This is a genomic window from Mixta sp. BE291, assembly GCF_031457955.1.
Classification (GTDB): domain Bacteria; phylum Pseudomonadota; class Gammaproteobacteria; order Enterobacterales; family Enterobacteriaceae; genus Mixta.
Map to the genome: position 1 here is coordinate 105874 of NZ_JAVDXN010000001.1, position 19157 is coordinate 125030.

18 protein-coding genes are annotated in these 19157 nt (G+C 58.5%); 11 read left to right on the forward strand and 7 right to left on the reverse strand.

Annotated features, from left to right (window positions below; translation table 11 throughout):
* Position 1: 1 nt before the first annotated feature.
* Positions 2-1741, reverse strand: a complete 1740-nt coding sequence (gene dld, locus J2X14_RS00460; RefSeq protein WP_352409265.1) for a D-lactate dehydrogenase — start codon at positions 1739-1741, stop codon at positions 2-4.
* A 168-nt stretch (positions 1742-1909) separates the two neighbouring features.
* On the opposite strand from dld, the gene bglX reads away from it, so the two are divergent.
* Positions 1910-4207 carry a beta-glucosidase BglX gene (gene bglX, locus J2X14_RS00465; protein ID WP_352409266.1) on the forward strand — a complete coding sequence of 766 codons (2298 nt, stop codon included), beginning with the start codon at positions 1910-1912 and terminating at the stop codon, positions 4205-4207.
* 114 nt (positions 4208-4321) lie between these two features.
* Here the strand turns inward: bglX and J2X14_RS00470 are convergent, their stop codons facing one another.
* The 3 genes from J2X14_RS00470 to J2X14_RS00480 form a co-directional block, all read right to left on the reverse strand.
* Positions 4322-5071, reverse strand: coding sequence for an SDR family oxidoreductase (locus tag J2X14_RS00470; protein ID WP_352409267.1), 750 nt, complete (start codon positions 5069-5071; stop codon positions 4322-4324).
* 128 nt (positions 5072-5199) lie between these two features.
* A complete protein-coding gene (locus J2X14_RS00475; RefSeq protein ID WP_352409268.1) occupies positions 5200-5595 on the reverse strand; it encodes a hypothetical protein in 396 nt (131 codons plus the stop codon).
* The gene (locus J2X14_RS00480; protein ID WP_352409269.1) at positions 5585-6940 is read right to left on the reverse strand and encodes an MFS transporter; all 1356 of its coding nucleotides are present in this window, start codon (positions 6938-6940) and stop codon (positions 5585-5587) included. The genes J2X14_RS00475 and J2X14_RS00480 overlap by 11 nt, the downstream gene beginning before the upstream one ends.
* 89 nt (positions 6941-7029) lie before the next feature.
* Between J2X14_RS00480 and J2X14_RS00485 the strand changes: the two genes are divergently transcribed.
* Complete coding sequence (locus J2X14_RS00485; RefSeq protein WP_352409270.1) at positions 7030-7920, forward strand: LysR family transcriptional regulator; 891 nt, start codon at positions 7030-7032, stop codon at positions 7918-7920.
* 91 nt (positions 7921-8011) lie between these two features.
* On the opposite strand, the gene J2X14_RS00490 is transcribed toward J2X14_RS00485, so the two are convergent.
* A complete protein-coding gene (locus J2X14_RS00490) occupies positions 8012-8503 on the reverse strand; it encodes a YciE/YciF ferroxidase family protein (RefSeq protein ID WP_352409271.1) in 492 nt (163 codons plus the stop codon).
* 256 nt (positions 8504-8759) lie between these two features.
* Here J2X14_RS00490 and J2X14_RS00495 point away from each other — a divergent pair, with 256 nt between their 5' ends.
* The 8 genes from J2X14_RS00495 (at position 8760) to J2X14_RS00530 (ending at position 17541) form a co-directional block, all read left to right on the forward strand.
* Positions 8760-9632, forward strand: a complete 873-nt coding sequence (locus J2X14_RS00495; RefSeq protein WP_352409272.1) for an oxygenase MpaB family protein — start codon at positions 8760-8762, stop codon at positions 9630-9632.
* An 89-nt stretch (positions 9633-9721) separates the two neighbouring features.
* Positions 9722-10831, forward strand: a complete 1110-nt coding sequence (locus J2X14_RS00500; RefSeq protein WP_352409273.1) for a suppressor of fused domain protein — start codon at positions 9722-9724, stop codon at positions 10829-10831.
* A gap of 153 nt (positions 10832-10984) precedes the next feature.
* A complete protein-coding gene (locus tag J2X14_RS00505; protein ID WP_352409274.1) occupies positions 10985-12880 on the forward strand; it encodes a methyl-accepting chemotaxis protein in 1896 nt (631 codons plus the stop codon).
* 159 nt (positions 12881-13039) lie between these two features.
* The gene (gene idi / locus J2X14_RS00510) at positions 13040-13588 is read left to right on the forward strand and encodes an isopentenyl-diphosphate Delta-isomerase (RefSeq protein WP_352409275.1); all 549 of its coding nucleotides are present in this window, start codon (positions 13040-13042) and stop codon (positions 13586-13588) included.
* A 233-nt stretch (positions 13589-13821) separates the two neighbouring features.
* Positions 13822-14697, forward strand: coding sequence for a glycine betaine ABC transporter substrate-binding protein OsmF (osmF, locus tag J2X14_RS00515; protein ID WP_502889954.1), 876 nt, complete (start codon positions 13822-13824; stop codon positions 14695-14697).
* Positions 14670-15878, forward strand: a complete 1209-nt coding sequence (locus tag J2X14_RS00520) for an ABC transporter permease (RefSeq protein WP_352409277.1) — start codon at positions 14670-14672, stop codon at positions 15876-15878. Before osmF ends, J2X14_RS00520 begins: the two co-directional genes overlap by 28 nt.
* Entirely contained in the window at positions 15875-16810 is a 936-nt protein-coding gene (locus J2X14_RS00525; RefSeq protein WP_352409278.1) for an ABC transporter ATP-binding protein, read from the forward strand. The genes J2X14_RS00520 and J2X14_RS00525 overlap by 4 nt, the downstream gene beginning before the upstream one ends.
* Positions 16807-17541: an ABC transporter permease gene (locus J2X14_RS00530; protein ID WP_352409279.1), complete on the forward strand. Its 735-nt coding sequence runs from the start codon at positions 16807-16809 to the stop codon at positions 17539-17541. The genes J2X14_RS00525 and J2X14_RS00530 overlap by 4 nt, the downstream gene beginning before the upstream one ends.
* On the opposite strand, the gene J2X14_RS00535 is transcribed toward J2X14_RS00530, so the two are convergent.
* Positions 17522-17665, reverse strand: a complete 144-nt coding sequence (locus J2X14_RS00535) for a YohO family small membrane protein (RefSeq protein ID WP_352410153.1) — start codon at positions 17663-17665, stop codon at positions 17522-17524. The two genes, J2X14_RS00530 and J2X14_RS00535, sit on opposite strands and share 20 nt — an antisense overlap.
* A 41-nt stretch (positions 17666-17706) precedes the next feature.
* Positions 17707-18441, reverse strand: coding sequence for a MerR family transcriptional regulator (locus J2X14_RS00540; RefSeq protein WP_352409280.1), 735 nt, complete (start codon positions 18439-18441; stop codon positions 17707-17709).
* 188 nt (positions 18442-18629) lie between these two features.
* Between J2X14_RS00540 and J2X14_RS00545 the strand changes: the two genes are divergently transcribed.
* Positions 18630-19148 (forward strand): GNAT family N-acetyltransferase, encoded by a 519-nt coding sequence (locus J2X14_RS00545; protein WP_352409281.1) that lies wholly within the window; start codon positions 18630-18632, stop codon positions 19146-19148.
* The last annotated feature ends 9 nt before the right edge of the window (positions 19149-19157 follow it).

Genomic DNA, 19157 nt, shown 5'->3' on the forward strand with positions numbered 1-19157 from the left:
ATTACTCCGCCGGATGATGCTCATCGCAGCCGCAGCCAGCCCAGTGCTTCAGCTTGCTGGTTTTCCCGATACCGGGGTTAAAGCTGTTGGTCGGGTCAAGCTGCTGATAAAAGGCTTTCATCTGCGGCTTCGCCTGATAAAGATGGCCAACATTGTGCTCCGCCGGGTATTCTGCGCCGCGCTGGTTTAACAGCTCCAACATCCGCTCTTTCAGCGCATGCGCATCCACGCCTTTTTTCACAATGTAATCCTGATGAAAAACATGGCACATAAAGTGCCCATAATAGAGGCGGTGCGTCAGCTTATCGTCAAACTCCGGCGGCAGCTGCTCGAACCAGTCGCGATCGTTACGGCGCAGCGCAATATCCAGCGCCAGAATATCCTCTACCTCATCATGATGCGCCGCGTGATAGCGCACCGCCGCACCGGCAGCGGCAAAGCGATGTAAAAAGGCTTTCGACCCTTCGTCATCGGTACATTCAAAGTAGTCGCCGCCGCCTTCGCGGAAAAAGTCTTTCAAATACTCGCGTGCTTCTTCTACGCCCTCGCCGGACATTTTCAGCATCAGATGATGCTCATAGCGATCGCGCCAGGTTTTCATGCGTTTGGGCAGATGCGTTGGGAACAGCGCGCTCAGCTTTTGCAGCATACGGTCGGTGAAATGCGGGCTGAACAGCGGAATATGGCTCAGCATCGCATCGATACGCCCCTTCAGGGTAAAGAAACGCGGCATCTTATCGGTGCCCAGCCGGTCGATCATAATAAAGGTGTCTTTGCCATACTTTTCCGCGATGTCATACATATCGCGGTGCATATATTCGCCCGCTACCGGCAGGTTTTTAAAATGGGCAAGAATATGGCGGCGAATATCCTCCAGCGCGGCGGTATCGTTGCTGCCGATATAGAACACCTGCTGCTTTTTCTCCGCCTCGAAGGTATCCAGTCGCACGGCAAACACCGCCAGCTTACCGGCGCAGCCGGAAGCCTCATACAGGCGGCTGGCATCGGCGTTAAAACGTGACGGCGTATCCGCCTCGACATCGCGCACGCGCTCTACATAGTGGTGATCGGACGCCTGACGCGCATCGTGGCGCACATCGCTGTCGCGCCAGGTTTCATCATCCAGCCGCCCAAGGATCTGCTCTGGCGTGCTGCCGAGTTCAATCCCCAGATGGTTAACCAGCTTCAGCTGCCCCTGCTCATCCAGCTGGGCATAGAGCGCCATTTCGGTATAGGCCGGGCCGCGTTTCACCAGCGCGCCGCCGGAATTGTTACACACGCCGCCGAGAATCGAGGCGCCAATGCAGGAAGAGCCGATCACCGAATGCGGCTCGCGTCCTAAAGGCTTAAGGATTTTTTCCAGCTGAAACAGCGTACTGCCGGGGAACGCCAGCACCTGCTTGCCTTTATCCAGCAGCTGAATCCGATCCATGCGCAGGGTGCTAATAATCACGATCTCGCGGTCATAATCGTTGCCGTTCGGCGTCGAGCCTTCGGTCAGGCCGGTATTGGCCGCCTGCATCAAAATAATTTTATCCGCCTCGACGGCGGCTTTGAGTACGCGCCACAGCTCCAGCAGCGAGCCGGGAAAAACCACCGCCAGCGCTTCGCCCTGGCCGGAGCGGAAGCCTTTACGATAGCGTTCGGTTTTACGTGGATCGGTCAGCAAATGGCTGCTGCCGACGATGCGACGCAGTTCGTTAATCAGAGGTTGACTGCCAGAGTGAGTATGTGGGTGCATATCCATTGTCCTGTTATGTGAGTCAAATTTACTGTAGCAGCTTCGACACAAAAGCGTTCAATAGTAAAACTTCCTGCTATTCTGTTGCTGTTGCGCCTGTTCGCTATGTTATCCGCACTTATTTAGGGTATAACACCCGTCCTGCGTCTTTGTTGAGAGCCCAATCTGATGAAATGGATTTACTCCCTGAGTCTTGCTGTTTCTCTGGCGGTGCAGCCCGCCTTCGCTGACGATCTGTTCGGTCCCCATGCCATGACGCCCGAAGCGCGCGATGCGTTTGTCACCGATCTGCTGGCGAAAATGACGCTGGATGAAAAAATTGGTCAGCTGCGGTTGATCAGCGTTGGCCCGGATAACCCAAAAGAAGCGATCCGCGACATGATCGAAAAAGGGCAGGTCGGGGCGATTTTCAATACCGTTACCCGTCCCGATATTCGCGTGATGCAGGATCAGGTGATGCAGCTAAGCCGCCTGAAAATTCCGCTGTTTTTCGCCTATGACGTGGTACACGGACAGCGCACGATTTTCCCGATTCCGTTAGGCCTGGCGGCCAGCTGGGATCTTGATGCGGTCAGCCGCGTGGGGCGCGTCTCGGCGTATGAGGCGGCGGACGACGGCCTGAACATGACCTGGGCGCCGATGGTGGACGTCACGCGCGAACCGCGCTGGGGCCGCGGCTCGGAAGGCTTTGGTGAGGATACGTTCCTGACGGCCAAAATGGGCAGCGCCATGGTTGCGGCGATGCAGGGCAAAAGCCCGGCGGATCGCCATGCGGTGATGACCAGCGTTAAGCACTTTGCGCTGTATGGCGCCGTTGAGGGCGGACGCGATTACAACACCGTGGACATGAGTCCGCAGCGCATGTTCCAGGATTATATGCCGCCGTATAAAGCGTCGCTGGACGCCGGCAGCGGCGGCGTGATGGTGTCGCTGAATTCCATCAACGGCGTACCGGCTACCGCCAACAGCTGGCTACTGAAAGATCTGCTGCGTGACCAGTGGAAATTCAAAGGCATCACCATCAGCGATCACGGCGCCATCAAAGAGCTGATCAAGCATGGCGTCGCCAGCGATCCTGAGGATGCGGTACGGGTTGCGTTAAAAGCCGGTATCGACATGAGCATGAGCGATGTCTATTACAGTCAGTATCTGCCGGGGCTGGTGAAACGCGGCGTGGTCTCGCAGCAGGAGATTGACGACGCGGCGCGTCACGTGCTGAACGTGAAATATGATATGGGGCTGTTTAACGATCCCTACAGTCATTTAGGGCCGAAAGGCAGCGATCCGGCGGATACCAATGCGGAAAGCCGCCTGCATCGTGAAGATGCGCGTGACGTGGCGCGCGCCAGCATGGTGCTGTTGAAAAACCGGCTGGACACGCTGCCGCTGAAAAAATCCGGCACCATCGCGCTGGTAGGCCCGCTGGCGGACAGCCAGCGCGATATTATGGGCAGCTGGTCGGCGGCGGGCGTGGCGAAGCAGTCGGTGACGCTGCTGCAGGGGATGAAAAACGCCACTGCGGGCAAAGCGACGCTGCTGTATGCCAAAGGCGCGAATATCACCGATCATAAAGGGATTCAGGATTTCCTGAACCTCTATGAGCAGGCGGTGAGCGTCGATAGCCGTACGCCGCAGCAGATGATCGACGAGGCGGTGGCGACGGCGAAAAAATCAGATGTGGTGGTGGTCGCGGTAGGTGAGGCGCAGGGCATGGCGCATGAAGCCTCCAGCCGTACCAACCTGACGCTGCCGGAAAGCCAGAAAAAGCTGCTGGCGGCGCTGAAAACCACCGGCAAACCGCTGGTGCTGGTGCTAATGAACGGCCGCGCGCTCGCGCTGGTGCATGAAGATCAGCAGGCCGATGCGCTGCTGGAAACCTGGTTTAGCGGCACCGAAGGGGGCAACGCCATCGCCGACGTGCTGTTTGGCGACTATAACCCGTCAGGCAAGCTGCCGGTTTCCTTCCCACGCTCGGTAGGGCAGATCCCGATTTATTACAATCACTTGCCAACCGGTCGACCCTATAATGCCGCGAAGCCGAACAAATATACTTCACACTATTATGATGAAGTGAATGGTCCGCTCTATCCCTTTGGTTACGGCCTGAGCTACACCAGCTTCCGCGTTTCGCCGGTCACGCTCTCCTCGCCGACCATGCCGCGTAACGGCAAGGTTGAGGCCAGCGTCACGGTGACCAATAGCGGCAAGCGCGATGGCGCAACGGTGGTGCAGCTGTACCTGAACGACAAAGTCGCCAGCGTCAGCCGTCCGGTAAAAGAGCTGCGCGGCTTTAAGCGCATCATGCTGAAGGCGGGCGAGTCGCAAACCGTGCGTTTCCCGATTGATGTCGATGCGCTGACGTTCTGGAATCAGCAGATGCAGCAGGTCGCAGAGCCAGGCAAATTTAAGGTGATGATTGGCCTGGATTCAGTGAGAACGCAGGATGCGGAGTTCACCTATCTGTAAAGGCGATGCCGCAGGAAAGGGGTATTAAGCGCTGCGCAAGCCTGATGCCCTCCTGACATTCCACGCAGAACCGACCCTGAACCGGGTCGGTTTTTTTATGCCTGCGTGGCGTGATTATTTGCCGCCCGCCATATCGATAAAGCTGCCGGTAACGTAAGAAGCCGCATCGGAGAGCAGCCAGGCGATCGCCTGCGCCACCTCTTCGGGCTGACCGCCGCGCTTCATCGGCAGATGCGCCTTCACCCGATCCACCCGTCCCGGCTCGCCGCCGTCGGCGTGCATGTCGGTGTAAATCAGGCCCGGCCGCACGGCGTTGACGCGGATGCCCTGCGCCGCGACCTCCAGCGACAGGCCGGTGGTCAGCGTATCGATCGCCCCTTTCGACGCGGCATAGTCAATATATTCATGCGGCGCGCCAAGCCGCGAGGCGGCGGAAGAGACATTAACAATCGCGCCGCCCTGTCCGCCATGGCGCAGCGCCATGCGCTTTACCGCTTCGCGCGCGCAGATAAAGCTGCCGCTGACGTTGGTGGCAAAAACCGTGGCGATACGCTGCGCATCCAGTTGCTCAATAGAGGCCTGCTGTTGCAGGATGCCGGCATTATTCACCAGCCCGGTAAGTGGGCCGAGGTCGCGATCGATGCGTTGAAACATCGCCACCACCTGTTGTTCCTCAGCAATATCCGCCGCGACGGCGAGAGCGTTGCCGCCGTTGCGCCGAATCAGCGCCACCACCTCGTCAGCCTGCGCCTGCTGGCTGCGATAGTTGATACAGAGCGTATGGCCTTGTTGCGCCAGCAGCAGCGCGGTGGCACGCCCGATCCCGCGACTTGCGCCGGTAATCAAGGTAATCCTGTTTTTCATCCAATGCTCCCGAAGCGCTTGCCTCTGTTTTCGTTATTCACAGCATAGCGATAATCTCCAGGCCGGGCGACGCTGTCTGATAAAGGTCTTATGCCTGGTGTGCCATCGCCTGCGGTTAAACGCTGGCGTCAGGCAATCGCCGTTTCCTGTAAAAAACGCCAGCGCGCCTGTTGCTGCACCACCTCTATCAGCGCCACCGACCAGCGCGCCTGAGCGATACCTGCCTGATGATGCGTTTCCCGATAGCGGCACAGCACGCTATCAGGCGTAGTAGCCAGCACCGTACAGGCATCGATTTCAATGCGTAACCCCTCACGGCTGCCAGCATGCTGATGAAACAGCGCCTGTACCGCATCCAGCGTAACGGTATTGCCCGCGGTGGTCACCATAGTGAAGGCCGGATGGAAACTGGTCAGCAGCTGCTGCAAAACCGCCTCTGACCGCGGCTGGGTAAAAACGGTTTCTATCCACTGGTGCAGCAGATAGACGCTTTGGCAGGCAAGGGCTTCGTTTTCAGTTTGCATGGGGGATCCTCTGTTTTGTTAACGGTAACAGCGCCAGCAACGGCAGCAGGCCCAGCGCCGCGCTGATAATAAACGTCAGCGGCCAGGCGGTAGTGGGCGAGCCATAGTGCCGCGTGACGCTGAAAATCAGGGTAAGCAGCGCCGCGCCGAAGCTGAAGGCAATCTGCCGGTTAAGGTTCCATATCACGCTGGCGCGGGCAAGCGCCTCGCCGGTAAAATCGAGCAGGGCGGTGGTTTGCGCTGTATTGGCGCCAATGCCGCCGCCGACGCCCATCAACAGATAAGCCATCGGCAACCAGAACACGCCGCCGTGCGGATGCGCCAGCGCCAGCAAGGCGATGCCTGCCGCATGCAACAGCAGTCCGAGGGCAAACAGACGCGCCGCGCCGAGCCGGTTATAGACGCGTCCGCAGGCCAGAATCGCCCCCAGCGCGCCCGCCGCGTAAAGCAGCATCAGCGCGCCGGTCTTTTCCGCTGACCAGCCAAAATAGTGCTGTAGCCAGAAGGCGGCCAGCACATTGACCCCGGTAAACAGGCCGGGAATGGCGTAATAAACCACCAGTGAAAAGGCCATACGCGGATAGCGCATCAGTTGCACATCAATCAGCGCATCAGACCGCGATCGGGCGTAACGCAGGTAGCCCACGCCGCAAAGCATGCCGACCAGCAGCGTCAGCAGCGGCAGCGTTTTTGTTGCGGCGTCGGCGTAACCCGACAGACCGCACAAAATCAGCGCCAGCGTCAGGCTCACCAGCAGCAGGCCGAGCAAATCGGGTCGGGCGCTGGCGGGAAACGGGCGCTTTACCCAAAGCGCCGCCAGCAGTGCCGTCGCCAGGCTAAAGGGCAACGGCGCCAGCATTACCCAGCGCCACGACGCGCTATCCACTATCGCGCCGCCAACAACAGGCGAAATGGCTGGCGCAATCAACGCTACGCTCATAATCAGCGTCGAGAGTCGGGCGCGTTCTTGTTGTTGAAATAAATTAACGGCCAGCGCCTGGCCCACCGGGATCAACATCCCGCCGCCGAGACCTTGCAAAAAACGCCACAGCGTCAGCGTAATAAAGTGCCCGGCCAGCCCGGACATCAGCGCCGCTGCGGAAAAAATCAGCATTGAGGCAACGATAATGTTACGCGCGCCAAAGCGACCAGCCAGCCACGGGCTGACGGGGATGACCAGCGTCAGGCCCAGGATATAGCTATTGGCAACCCAGACTACGTTAGCGGACGACACCATCAGCCGCAGCGCAATATCAGGCAGGGCGATGGTGGACATAAAAATATTGATGCAGTCGATAAAGAAACCAGCAAGAAAAATCAGGGCGATACGATAGCGATAGGTCATGGCATTCCTCCGTGGCGCAGTGTAAGAGGCGTGACGACCATAAATCGATTTAATAAAATCAAACCTGGAATTTAACAAAACTAAACTTTATGCAAAACCATCTTGGACGTATTCGCACTTTTATGGCCGTGGTTGACTGCGGCTCGTTTACCCGCGCGGCGGAGCGGCTGTTTATCAGTAAAGCCATGGTAAGCATTGACGTAAAGGCGCTGGAAACCGCCTTAAATGCGCCGCTGCTGATCCGTAGCGCCAAAGGGGTCGCGCTCACCGAAGCGGGGCGGGCGCTTTATCATGACTTTAGCGACATTTTTCAGCGCGTCGATCGGGCGCTCGACCGCGCCGCCAGCCGTCAGCAGGCGCTGGCGGGTACTTTGCGCATCACCTCCACCGCCGAATTCGGCAACCATTTTTTACTGCCGCTGTTGGGGAAGTTTTGTGCGCTGCATCCGCAGCTTAACGTCAGTTACTATGCCGATTCCTCGCTCAACGACTTTCTCTCCGAGCGGCTTGATCTGGCGGTGCGGCTGGGTACACTGCGTGACTCATCGCTGAAAAGTCGCCGCCTGGGCAGCTATGCCATTCAGCTGGTGGCGACGCCTGACTGGCTTGAGGCGCATCCGTTAACCCACGTGCAGGCGCTGGCGGAAGTGGAATGGATTGCCAATAGCCATCTCGCCTCGCCGCTTCAGTGGACGCTCAGGCATCCGCAGCATGGCGCGGTAAGGGTGCAGGGCAAGGCGCGCTATAGCGCTAATAATGCGGCGGCGGTGCGTGCGCTGGCGCTGGCCGGATTGGGCGTGGCGCTGTTACCGGAGTGGATGATTCGTGAAGAGGTGGCGCAGCAGCGTTTAACGGTGCTGTTTCCTGAATGGACGCTGCCGGAGCAGCCGATTAGCCTGGTGTTTCCCGGCGGTGCGCCGCTGCCGCGCAAAAGTCGGGCGCTGATTGAATTTCTGCTGGAAAACCGTAGCCTGCTATGAGACCCATAAAAAAACCGATCGGCAGCCAACCGATCGGCTCATTCATGCTCTGTTCAAAACGCCCAATAAGATCACTTCATGATCGCCGCCGTCAGGCGGCGTGCTGATTAACCTGTTGCTCAGCCAGCATGGTAAGTTTCTCATCGGTCGCTTTTTCTTCATCCAGGGTATTTTGCAGGATAGAAATAACGTTGTCGTAGCCCAGATTTTTCGCCAACGCCATCAGCGAGCCGTAGGTGGAGATTTCATAATGTTCTACTTTCTGAGCGGCAACAATCAGGCCCGCATCGCGTACTGGCCCTTCTTCCACTTCCTGAATAATCTCTTCGCCTTCTTTAATCAGCCCTTCCATTGCCACACAGGTGACATTTTCCATTTCCACATCGTCAAGCGCCTGGATAACCTGATCAAGGCGCTCGATATGGCCTTTGGTCTCTTCCAGATGCTGCATGAACCCTTCGGCAAGTTGAGTTTCAGTGGCGGCTTCGGCCATTTTCGGCAGTGCCTTGGTTAACTGAACTTCAGCACTGTAAACATCGCATAGAGTATGAACAAACAGATCGTTTAACGATTGCATAGTCATAACGCTTATCTCCCTATTAATTAGGTGTTGGTGTGCTGCGGTTGCCATAAAAGCCTGGTAGAAGGAGTGAAAGCAGGCAAATAATCTGCGTTTCGCTTACAAGTAGATGAAAGTTAACGCTTTATGCACATTTGTACTTTGCTTATTAAATATTAACCTTATTAATCAATAGACTGGCGAAGTGGTAATTCTGCGTAAAAGAGTGTGTTTGTTTATTGCAGAACGCAGCGGCAGCTTAAGAAACCACGGATATGTAATGGAATTTTTACGCAAACGCATTGAGAAGCAGGTTTTTCGGGTCAACGGGCTGGCGCTCAATGAGTTCGATCTGTCGCAGCCGCCGGGCGATCCGGGGCTGTTCGGGCCGGACAGCGTGGTCTGGCCGGTACACGGCGATTTTACTTCAATGCTGTGCGGCGGCATCAGCGCGCTGCTGCTGCAAATGCTGCATCCGTCGGCGCTGGCGGGCGTCTGGGATCACTCCTCGTTTCGTCAGGATATGCTGGGCCGTTTACGCCGTACCAGCCAGTTTATCGCCGTCACCACCTTCGGTAATCGCGCCGATGCGCTGACGCTGATTGAACGGGTTAAGCGCATCCATTTACAGGTAAACGGCGTTGACGCCTACGGCAAGCCGTATGCCGCCAGCGATCCTGAGCTGCTAACCTGGGTGCATGTCGCCGAATCCAGCTGCTTTCTTGCTGCCCATCTGCGTTATAAAAACCCGGCGCTCAGCCTGGCCGAACAGGATCGCTATTATGCCGAGGCGGCGCGGGTGGCGGAGGCGCTGGGGGCGCGTCAGGTGCCGAAAAGCGTGCAGGCGGTAGAGGCGTGGCTGCAACAGATGCGGCCGCAGCTGTGCTGCGATGCGCGTACGCAGGAGGTCATCAGGCTCCTGCGGCAGGCACCGGCACCCAGCAGGCCAGCAAAGCTGGTAATGGGCACGCTGATGGAAGCGGGAATGGGGCTGCTGCCGGAGTGGGCGCAGCAGATGAGCGACCTGACCATCAGCGCGCAGCGTCAGGCGGCCCTCGATCGACGTATCCGCCTGCTGGCGAAAACGCTGCGTTGGGCGGCGCCTGGCGGGGCCTTGCCGCGTGCCATGCGGCGCGTAGGGCGCGATTTTTGAGATTATTACCCTTGCCGCTGTGTCGCAATAAAAGGGATCCTGCTCTATTCTCGGGGAAGCTGGATTCCTCCACGTTGCGTTGAGGCACTATGACATATTCGCAGTTGATTGCTGAGGTGACTAATCAGCAACAGACGTTAACCGCCATCATCGAACAGACCGAGCGGGCCGCCTATTTTTACATCTGGCCCACCGAGCCATTCCGCTCTCGTTTTGCGGTGCGCGGCTGCTGGCTGCGTAATCTGCTGCCTGCGCCGTTTGAAGAAGATCGCGAAGCGATAGAGCAGGGCATCGCGCCGCTGCTGAGCGCCGACTGTTGTCGTACGCTGGAGGCGGAGCCGCCGCTTGATGCGGCCGGGTTGCAAATTATCTGGGAGCCGACTGACGATGGCGCGGCGGTGTGGTATCAGGGACAGCTGCTGGCGGTGATCCCCGGCTGGAGTCTTTATCAAAACAAGCAGGTCAGTTTCTCGGCGGGCTGCATCAGGGAAAACCGCCTGACCGCGCCGCTTGGCTCCGCCTCGACCAATAGCTATTACGCTCAGGCGCTGGCGCATCGCCAGTTCTGGCGCGACTGGCACGATGGCCATCTCTGGCAGCCGGTGCAGCACGATCTGCTGCAATGTTACGAATCCCACTACGGTCCGTCGCTAAAATATTACTCGATCGATCAAGGCCAGTGGCCGCCGATGGCGATTTCGCAGCATTATCATCAGGGCGTCTGGTATTTCTTTACCCTTGGCATGTGCATTCGTCCGATGCCGTGGGTCGATTTTCTCTATGAAGATCTGGCGCCGCAGTATCGGCGTACGGAACTGGCGATGGCGATCGATGCGGAAGTGATGACGGAAGACAACGCGATTCAAATGGCCAGCGCGCTGGCAAACTACGCGCACTATCCCTGGAGCAGTTTGAACTGGCTGGGCGAAGGCCATACGCTGCCGTCATCCGTGGCGCCGGTGGGCTTTGAAGGCTTTCTGCTCTCCGCCACGCTGGGCGCGGAAGGCGGGCAGTTTACGCTGCCGAAACGCGAAGGCGAGCGGGTAAATTTACTGTGGACCACGCCGGTGACCGCCGCCGAACAGGCCTTTGCTCAGGCCGATGACGACGGGGGGATTCAGCTGGTTACGCGCCTGCAGCAATATGGCGCAAATCATATCTTCCGTCCGCGTCAGCAGGTAGTCGAGCAGGAAGAGTAGAAATTTTCGTAACGCTTTCTGTTGTCAGCTAATAGCATCCGCCAGGCCGCGTGTAAGTTTTGTAAAGTGTGATGGCGATCGCCTCAAGGAAACCGTTTACATGCCGTTAACACGAGAAGGGCAATAATGCCCTTCCTGTTACGTGGTGTGGACATGTTAAAAACAACGCAGGCACGCTTTACCGCCGCAATCGTGGCATTTTTTCTTGTTTTGATGGCGATCACCGTGGTGGTCATCAATCTTTTTGTTGCCCCACAGCTAAAAACCAATGAAGAGCGCCTGGTGCGCTACGAAGTCGATTCGCTCGCTGCGCGCATCATCGAACAGATGAACCGCGTGCAGGCCCAGCAGCGCACCATCACCGAAACGGTCAGCGTGCTGGAGAGTAACGCCATCGACAGCCTGCTGCCGACGCTGGTGAATCAATATAATGACAGTAACGTATTTGGCGGCGGCATCTGGCCGTTGCCGAACATGCGCGCCGCCGATCGGGAAAAGTTCAGCACCTTTTTTGCCCGTGACGCCAGCAATCAGCTCCAGGTAAACACGTTCTGGAACTCGCCAGAAGCGGATCGCTACTACGAGCAGTCGTGGTATAAGGCGGGCCTTGCCGCCAGTAAAGGGCAGTGCGCCTGGGCTAACGCCTATCAGGATGCCGCCAGCCCGCAGCCGCGCACCAACTGCGCCATGACGATCTACCGCAACGGCAGCGCCTGGGGCGTCGCCACCATTGACGTCACGCTGGGATTCTTTAACCATCTGGCGCAAGAAATGGGCGCCGCCATTCAGGGGCGCGTGCTGATCGTTGAGGCCGATGGCAAAGTGGTCGGCAATGCGGCGCTGGTGGAGGGCACGCCGAAGCTGCAATATCTCAGCGAGCTTAACCTGCCGATGGCCGCGCCGCTGAAGGCGTTGCTGGCAAATGTCGGTAAGCAGCCGGTCGAGAGCCAGTACCAGAGTGAAGAGGGCGACCGTACGCTGTTTGTTCAGCCGATCAGCGGCAGCCCCTGGTACCTTGCCAGCGATGTGCCGACCAGCCTGCTGACGCAGCAAACGCACGCGATGATTTCCCGCCTCGGCATGGTGCAGATCCCGTTAGCTGTCGTGCTGCTGCTGGTGCTGCTGGGCTTTATTCGCAGCATGATGAAGCGTCTGAGCCTGCTTAACGACAACATTCTGGCGCTCTCTACCGGCGGTGCCGATTTAACCCAGCGCCTGCCCGCCAGCAACAGCCCGGAATTCAACGCCGTTGCCGAGAGCTTTAACCAGTTTATCAGCTATCTGCAGGGGCTGATGCGCCAGGTGGGTGACAGCGCGTTGGCGATTACCTCCGCCTCGCGCCAGATTGCCAGCGGCAACCTTGATCTCTCTTCACGTACCGAAGATCAGTCAAGTTCCATTGTGCAAACCGCCGCGTCAATGGAAGAGTTAACGGGCACCGTGCGGCAGAATGCGGACAACGCCACCCACGCCAACCAGCTGGCGGGCGAAGCCGCGAAAGTGGCCGTGCGCGGCACCGGCGTCGTGCGGCAGGTTGTCGCGACGATGGGGGAAATTGATGCCTCCTCCCGTAAAGTGGTGGATATCATCAGCGTGATCGACAGCATCGCCTTCCAGACCAATATTCTGGCGCTGAACGCGGCGGTAGAAGCGGCGCGGGCGGGCGAACAAGGGCGCGGTTTCGCGGTGGTCGCCAGTGAAGTACGTAATCTGGCGCAGCGTTCCGCCAACTCAGCGCGTGAAATTAAAAAGCTGATCGAAACCTCGGTAGCCAGCATTGATGCGGGCAGCCAGCTGGTCAACGAAGCAGGCCGTACCATGGATGAACTGATGCAGGGCGTCAGCAGCGTAACCACCTTGATGAGCGAGATCATGTCCGCCAGCCGTGAACAGAGCATGGGCATCGATCAGGTGAACGTGGCGATTAACCAGCTGGATAGCACCACGCAACAGAATGCCGCGCTGGTACAGCAGGTTTCCGCCGCCGCCCAGGCGATGGAAGAGCAGAGCGTGCAGCTGGAGCAGGTGGTTACCCGTTTCAAACTGTAAGCGTTAAGCCGACAGGCTCTGCTGTCTTAGCGGGCAGCAGAGCAAAGCAATGAATCAGGTTACTTTTTTGTACATATTGAGATGAATAAGCAACGGTTTTTCCGGCATAAGACGCAGCGGATATGACACAATAGCTGAGATTAATCCGAAGGAACCTGTATGTCCGCTATTGAAGTTATCCTTGTTGATCAGCTTGATCGCCCCATCGGCAAAATGGAAAAGCTGGAGGCGCATGAAAAAGGTTTACTGCATCGCGCGGTAACGGTTTACGTCTTCAATCATCAACACCAGCTGCTGCTACAGCGTCGCGCTAACGATAAATATCACTGCGGCGGCCTGTGGAGCAATACCTGTTGCGGTCACCCCTATCCCCATGAAGCGACGCAGCACGCTGCCGAAAGACGCCTGCGCGAAGAGATGGGGCTGGCTTTAACCCTGACGCCGATGTTTACGCTGAGCTATAACCTGTCGCTGAGCAACGGGTTGATCGAGCATGAATTTGGCCACATATTTTTCGCGGTTAGCGACGCCTCGCCGCAGCTGAATCCTGATGAGGCGGATGCGTGCCGCTGGCTCTCGCTGGAGAGGATTCAGCAAGAGATAACTCTCGACCCGACGCGCTTTACCCCCTGGTTTTTGCACACCTTCCCGCGCATTCGCGCGCAGCTTATGCGTTTTCTTCAGCAGGCCGATGCGCTAAAAGCCTAGCCTTCTGCCGCCGTGCCCAGGCTTACGGCGGTAGCCCGTGCGCCGCTCTGCGCCCGAGTGCCGCCCGCCATTCTTTCCATCTGCCTTAAGCTTGCGTCGCGTCTCGCAGAAATGTGCTATTTGTGCAGCGCGCGCAGGGATTTGCGCTACGCTTTGACAGAATAACTTTGCTTAAAAGGAAAATTGCCATGGCTTTTGCTACTGCGCGTCGCGCTTTGTTGGTCGCTGCCGCAATGATGACGCTGGCTGGCACCGCGCAGGCCGCCGATGCGCTGCGCGTGGGGTCAAAAATCGATACGGAAGGTTCGCTGCTGGGCAACATTATTTTGCAGGTGTTAAATCAGCATGGCGTGCCGACGGTTAACAAAATCCAGTTGGGCAATACCCAGGTGGTGCGCGGCGCGATTACCGCAGACGAACTGGATATCTATCCCGAATACACCGGCAACGGCGCATTCTTCTTTAACCTGGCAGGCGATGCGGCATGGAAAAACGCGCAGGCGGGCTATGAAAAGGTGAAAACGCTGGACGCACAGAAAAACCAGCTGGTCTGGCTGACACCGGCACCGGCGAATAATACCTGGACTATCGCGGTACGCGGCGATCTGGCGCAGAAAAACCAGCTTGCTTCACTGGCGGATCTGAGCCGTTATTTGCAGCAGGGCGGTACCTTTAAGCTGGCCGCCTCCGCCGAATTTATTGAACGCGCCGACGCGCTGCCCGCTTTTGAAAAAGCCTATGGCTTTAAGCTGGAGCAGGATCAGCTGCTGTCGCTGGCGGGCGGCGATACTGCCGTTACCATCAAGGCGGCGGCGCAGCAAACCTCCGGCGTGAACGCGGCGATGGCCTACGGCACCGACGGGCCGGTTGCGGCACTGGGGCTGCAAACGCTCAGCGATCCGGAAGGCGTACAGCCGATTTACGCGCCTGCGCCGGTGATCCGCGCGGCAGCCCTGAAACAGTATCCGGAAATCGCCGCCTGGCTGAAGCCGGTGTTTAGCGCGCTGGATGAGAAAACCCTGCAGTCGCTAAACGCCAAAATTGCGGTGGAAGGTCAGGATGCGAAAAAGGTGGCCGCTGAATGGCTGCAACAGCAAAAACTGTTGTGATCCGCAGCAGTAAAACCGTGCCGCGCCTGTTTCCACGCAATCGCGTGCTGCTGTTGCTGACGGCGCTGCTGCTAGCGGCGCTGTTCGCCTTGCCCTTTATTAGCTATGCGCCTAACCGCCTGGTATCTGGTCAGCCGGTTATGCTGTCTGAGCTGCTACAGGGCGCAGGCTGGCTGATTCTGCTTATTCTTCCGCTCTTGTTGCTGCTGGCCTGGCAGCCGCTGCATCGTCCCACGCTAATCCTGACCCTTTTGCTGAGCGAAATTCTGCTCGCCCTGCTGGTGGCGTTGGGCGGTCATGCGGCGCAAACGCTGGCCGGGCAGGGCAGCGCGCTGGCGCGTACCGGCTTTGGCAGCGGGCTCTGGGCGGCTGGCGCACTTTGCCTGCTGATCGCCGCTGACAGCGTGATGCGTCTGACGCGCAGCGCGCCGTTGCGGTTGCTGCTGAATGCGCAGGTCTGGCTGCCGCTGCTGGCGCTGCTGCTCGGCGGCCAGCTCGATCAGCTCTCCCTGCTGAAAGAATACGCTACCCGTCAGGAGGTGTTTGACCAGGCGCTGTCGCGTCATCTGCTGCTGCTGTTGGCGACGCTGTTACCCGCGCTGCTGCTGGGCGTACCGTTGGGTCTGCTCTGTTATCGCCGCGCGCGCTGGCAAAGCCTGGTTTTTTCCGTGCTGAATATTATTCAAACCGTGCCTTCCGTGGCGCTGTTTGGCCTGTTGATCGCGCCGCTGGCCGGGCTGGCCGCGCAGTTTCCCTGGCTGGGACGGCTTGGCATCAGCGGCATTGGTCTGGCCCCGGCGCTGATTGCGCTGGTGCTCTATGCGCTGCTGCCGCTGGTGCGCAGCGTGGTGGCGGGTCTGCAACAGGTGCCGGACGGCGTACGCGAGAGCGCCTGTGGCATGGGCATGTCGCGCGGGCAAATTTTCTGGCAGGTGGAAATCCCGCTGGCGCTGCCGGTGCTGCTCAGCGGTTTGCGCGTGGTAACCATCCAGACGGTGGGCATGGCGGTGATTGCGGCGCTGATCGGCGCGGGCGGCTTCGGCGCCATTATCTTTCAGGGACTGCTCAGCAGCGCGCTGGAGCTGGTGCTGTTGGGGGTTATTCCGGTTATCGCGCTGGCGGTGCTGGTGGATGCCCTGTTTAAAATCGCTATCTCCCTGCTGCAAAGGAACGCCTTATGATTCAGTTTAACCAGGTGAGTAAATATTTTGCCGGTAAGGCGGCGGTGGACAGCATCGATCTGCATATCGCCGCCGGTGAATTTACCGTGCTGATTGGCACCTCCGGCTCGGGTAAATCAACCACGTTGAAAATGATCAACCGGCTGATTGAGCACGATGAAGGCACCATTCAGTTTGCCGGTGAGGAGATTCGCAGCTTTAATCCGCAGGCGCTGCGGCGGCGGATGGGCTACGCCATTCAGTCGATCGGGCTGTTTCCGCACTGGACAGTGGAAAAAAACATCGCCACCGTGCCGGGGCTGCTGAAATGGCCGCAGGCGAAAAAACAGGCGCGCATCAGCGAGCTGTTAACGCTGCTGAATCTGGATGAAACCTTGCGACAGCGCTATCCGCATCAGCTTTCCGGCGGGCAGCAGCAGCGGGTCGGCGTGGCGCGGGCGCTGGCGGCCGATCCCGAAGTGCTGCTAATGGATGAGCCGTTCGGCGCGCTCGATCCGGTTACCCGCGGCGCGTTACAGCAGGAGATGCTGCGCATTCATCGCCTTTCCGGACGAACCATTGTGCTGGTGACCCATGATATTGATGAGGCGCTGGCGCTGGCGGATAACATTGTGCTGATGGATAACGGGCGCATTGTGCAGCAGGGGAAACCGGTGGAGCTGCTCACCCGTCCCGCCAATGATTTTGTGCGTGACTTTTTTGGCCGCAGCGAGCTGGGCGTACGTCTGCTGGCGCTGGGCAACGCGGGCAGCGCGGCGCGGCGCGGCGAATGGCTGGAGGAAACGCCGATCGCGGCCGAGATGTCGCTACGTGAGGCGCTGTCGCTGTTTATCGCGCGGCAAACCGATAAGCTGCCGGTCACCGATGCGCAGGGCGAGCCGCTGGGCGTGCTGCACTTCAGCGATCTGCTGCGTCAGCGGGAGGGCGCATGAAACAGCTGGCGCGCGATCCGCTGCTGTGGCTGATTGCGCTGTTTATCGCGCTGCTGTTGTTGACGCCGTGGAGCGGCCCGCTGTTCGCTCACTGGTTCCCGCAGCTGGATCGCCCGGTCTATCAGCAAGAGAGCTTTTTGCAGCTGGCGCTGGCGCATCTGCGTCTGGTGGCCATCTCCAGCCTGGGCGCTACGCTGATCGGCCTTGGCGCGGGTATCGCGGTAACGCGCCGCGCCGGACAGGAGTTTCGTCCGCTGGTGGAAACGCTGGCCGCCGCCGGGCAAACTTTTCCGCCGGTGGCGGTGCTGGCGGTCGCGGTGCCGGTGATCGGCTTTGGCGAACAGCCCGCGGTTATTGCGCTGCTGCTCTATGGCATTTTGCCGGTATTACAGGGCACGCTGGCTGGAATCGAATCGGTGCCCGCCAGCGTCAAAGAAGTGGCGCAGGGCGTGGGGATGAGTCGCTGGCAGAGTTTAATACGCGTTGAGCTGCCGCTGGCGGCAGCGGTGATTATCGCCGGTGTGCGTACCTCGGTGATTATCAATATCGGCACCGCCGCCATCGCCTCAACGGTTGGCGCGAAAAGCCTTGGGTCGCCGATTATTATCGGCCTGAGCGGGTTTAATACGGCGTATGTGATTCAGGGAGCCGTGCTGACGGCGCTACTTGCGCTGGTGGTGGACCGGCTGTTTGAGCGCCTGCAGCGCGCAATTAGCGGGAGTGTAAAATAATGGTGTAACCCACCAACATCAGACCGCCGGTGCCGCCGACCGCCATGATGAAAAAGAGGGTACCAAACAGAAGTTTTTGCCAGTTCATAATACTGCCTGTAACGATAACAAGAGAGCGGATCATACCCCGATCCCTCTCTGGCGACCAAACAATTTGCGCCATTTTTAGTTCGGCCCGTGCAGGCTAATTGAGAAGCCCTGCTCATGCCAGTGAGCAAACTGCTCCATTTGACGGCGGGTCAGTTTTTTACCCGTCCAGATAAAGATTTGCTGACCGGGGAAAAGCTCCGGTCGCGGGTGATCCAGCGGTTCCGCCAGCACATCGATGCGCCAGCCCTGCTGACACAGCCGCCAGGCCTCCAGCCAGATACGGGTACGATCTTCTACGCCCCAGCCAATCAGCAGCGCATCTTTGCCTGCCTTTTTACGTGCGCCGGTCAGACAAAAGGCGACGTAATCGATCAGCGCGCCATCCAGCAGGCTGCACATCGCTTTCGCGGTGTTTTGATCCAGCCCCAGCCGTTGACGTACCGGCACAAACACATGATCGATCAGAGCATCCACCGGATATTCACGGCCGATATTGGCGATTTTAACCCGCAGCTTTGCGGGCCGAACGTGACGCAGCACGCCCATTACCTCTTCCTGCAACGCGACCCAGCCGTCATGGCTGTCAATATTCTCGCCTTCCAGCAACGCTTTTACTTTGCCGACCGGCACGCCGCTTTCTATCCAGCGCTTGATCTCTTCAATACGCTGCACATCTTCATCATCAAACTGTCGGTGCCCGCCTTCGGTGCGCTGCGGCTTAAGTAGCCCATAGCGACGCTGCCATGCGCGTAACGTTACAGGGTTAATACCACAGCGTTCGGCGACGTCGCCGATGCTGTACAGGGCCATTTGCTGCCTCAACTTACCTGGTAGATACATTATCTGCATTAACCTTAGCGGAGCCGGATTAACTTGTACATGCTTTTTTTAGTTGTACAACTTGATCCAGACCGCAAAGCCGGTAACTCTCAGGGGTCGGTTTTTGGTTTCTGCATGGGCTGCGCGCAAGGCGCATATCGCTGACTAAGGGAGCAACAATGATTGAATATCAGGTTCTTAACCGGCAACAGGCGCTAAGCGAGCTGGACGCATTAACCGATGTGTTACAGGGGTGCGTCAGTGCGGGTGCCAGCGTAGGATTTATCGATCCTGCTGACCGGCCAGTGATGAGAAATTTCTGGCAGGATACGCTGGCGGGGCTCGATCAGGGCGATCGGCTGTTGCTGGTGGCGCGTCAGGAGCAGCGTATCGTCGCCACGGTGATGGTGCTGTGGAACATGATGCCCAATGGACGCCATCGCGCTGAAATCAGCAAGCTGCTGGTGCATCCCGCGGCGCGGCGGCAGGGCATTGCCCGGCAGCTGATGGCGCTGGCGGAACAGCAGGTTAAACAGGCAGGGCGCAGCCTGATGGTGCTGGATACCCGCAGCGGCGATATCGCCAGCCTGCTTTATCTGTCGCTGGGTTGGGAAATCGCCGGAGCCATTCCTTATTATGCGCAGTCAACCGAGGGCGCGCTGGATGCCACTACCGTGATGTATAAACGGCTGGCCTGATGCGGCGGC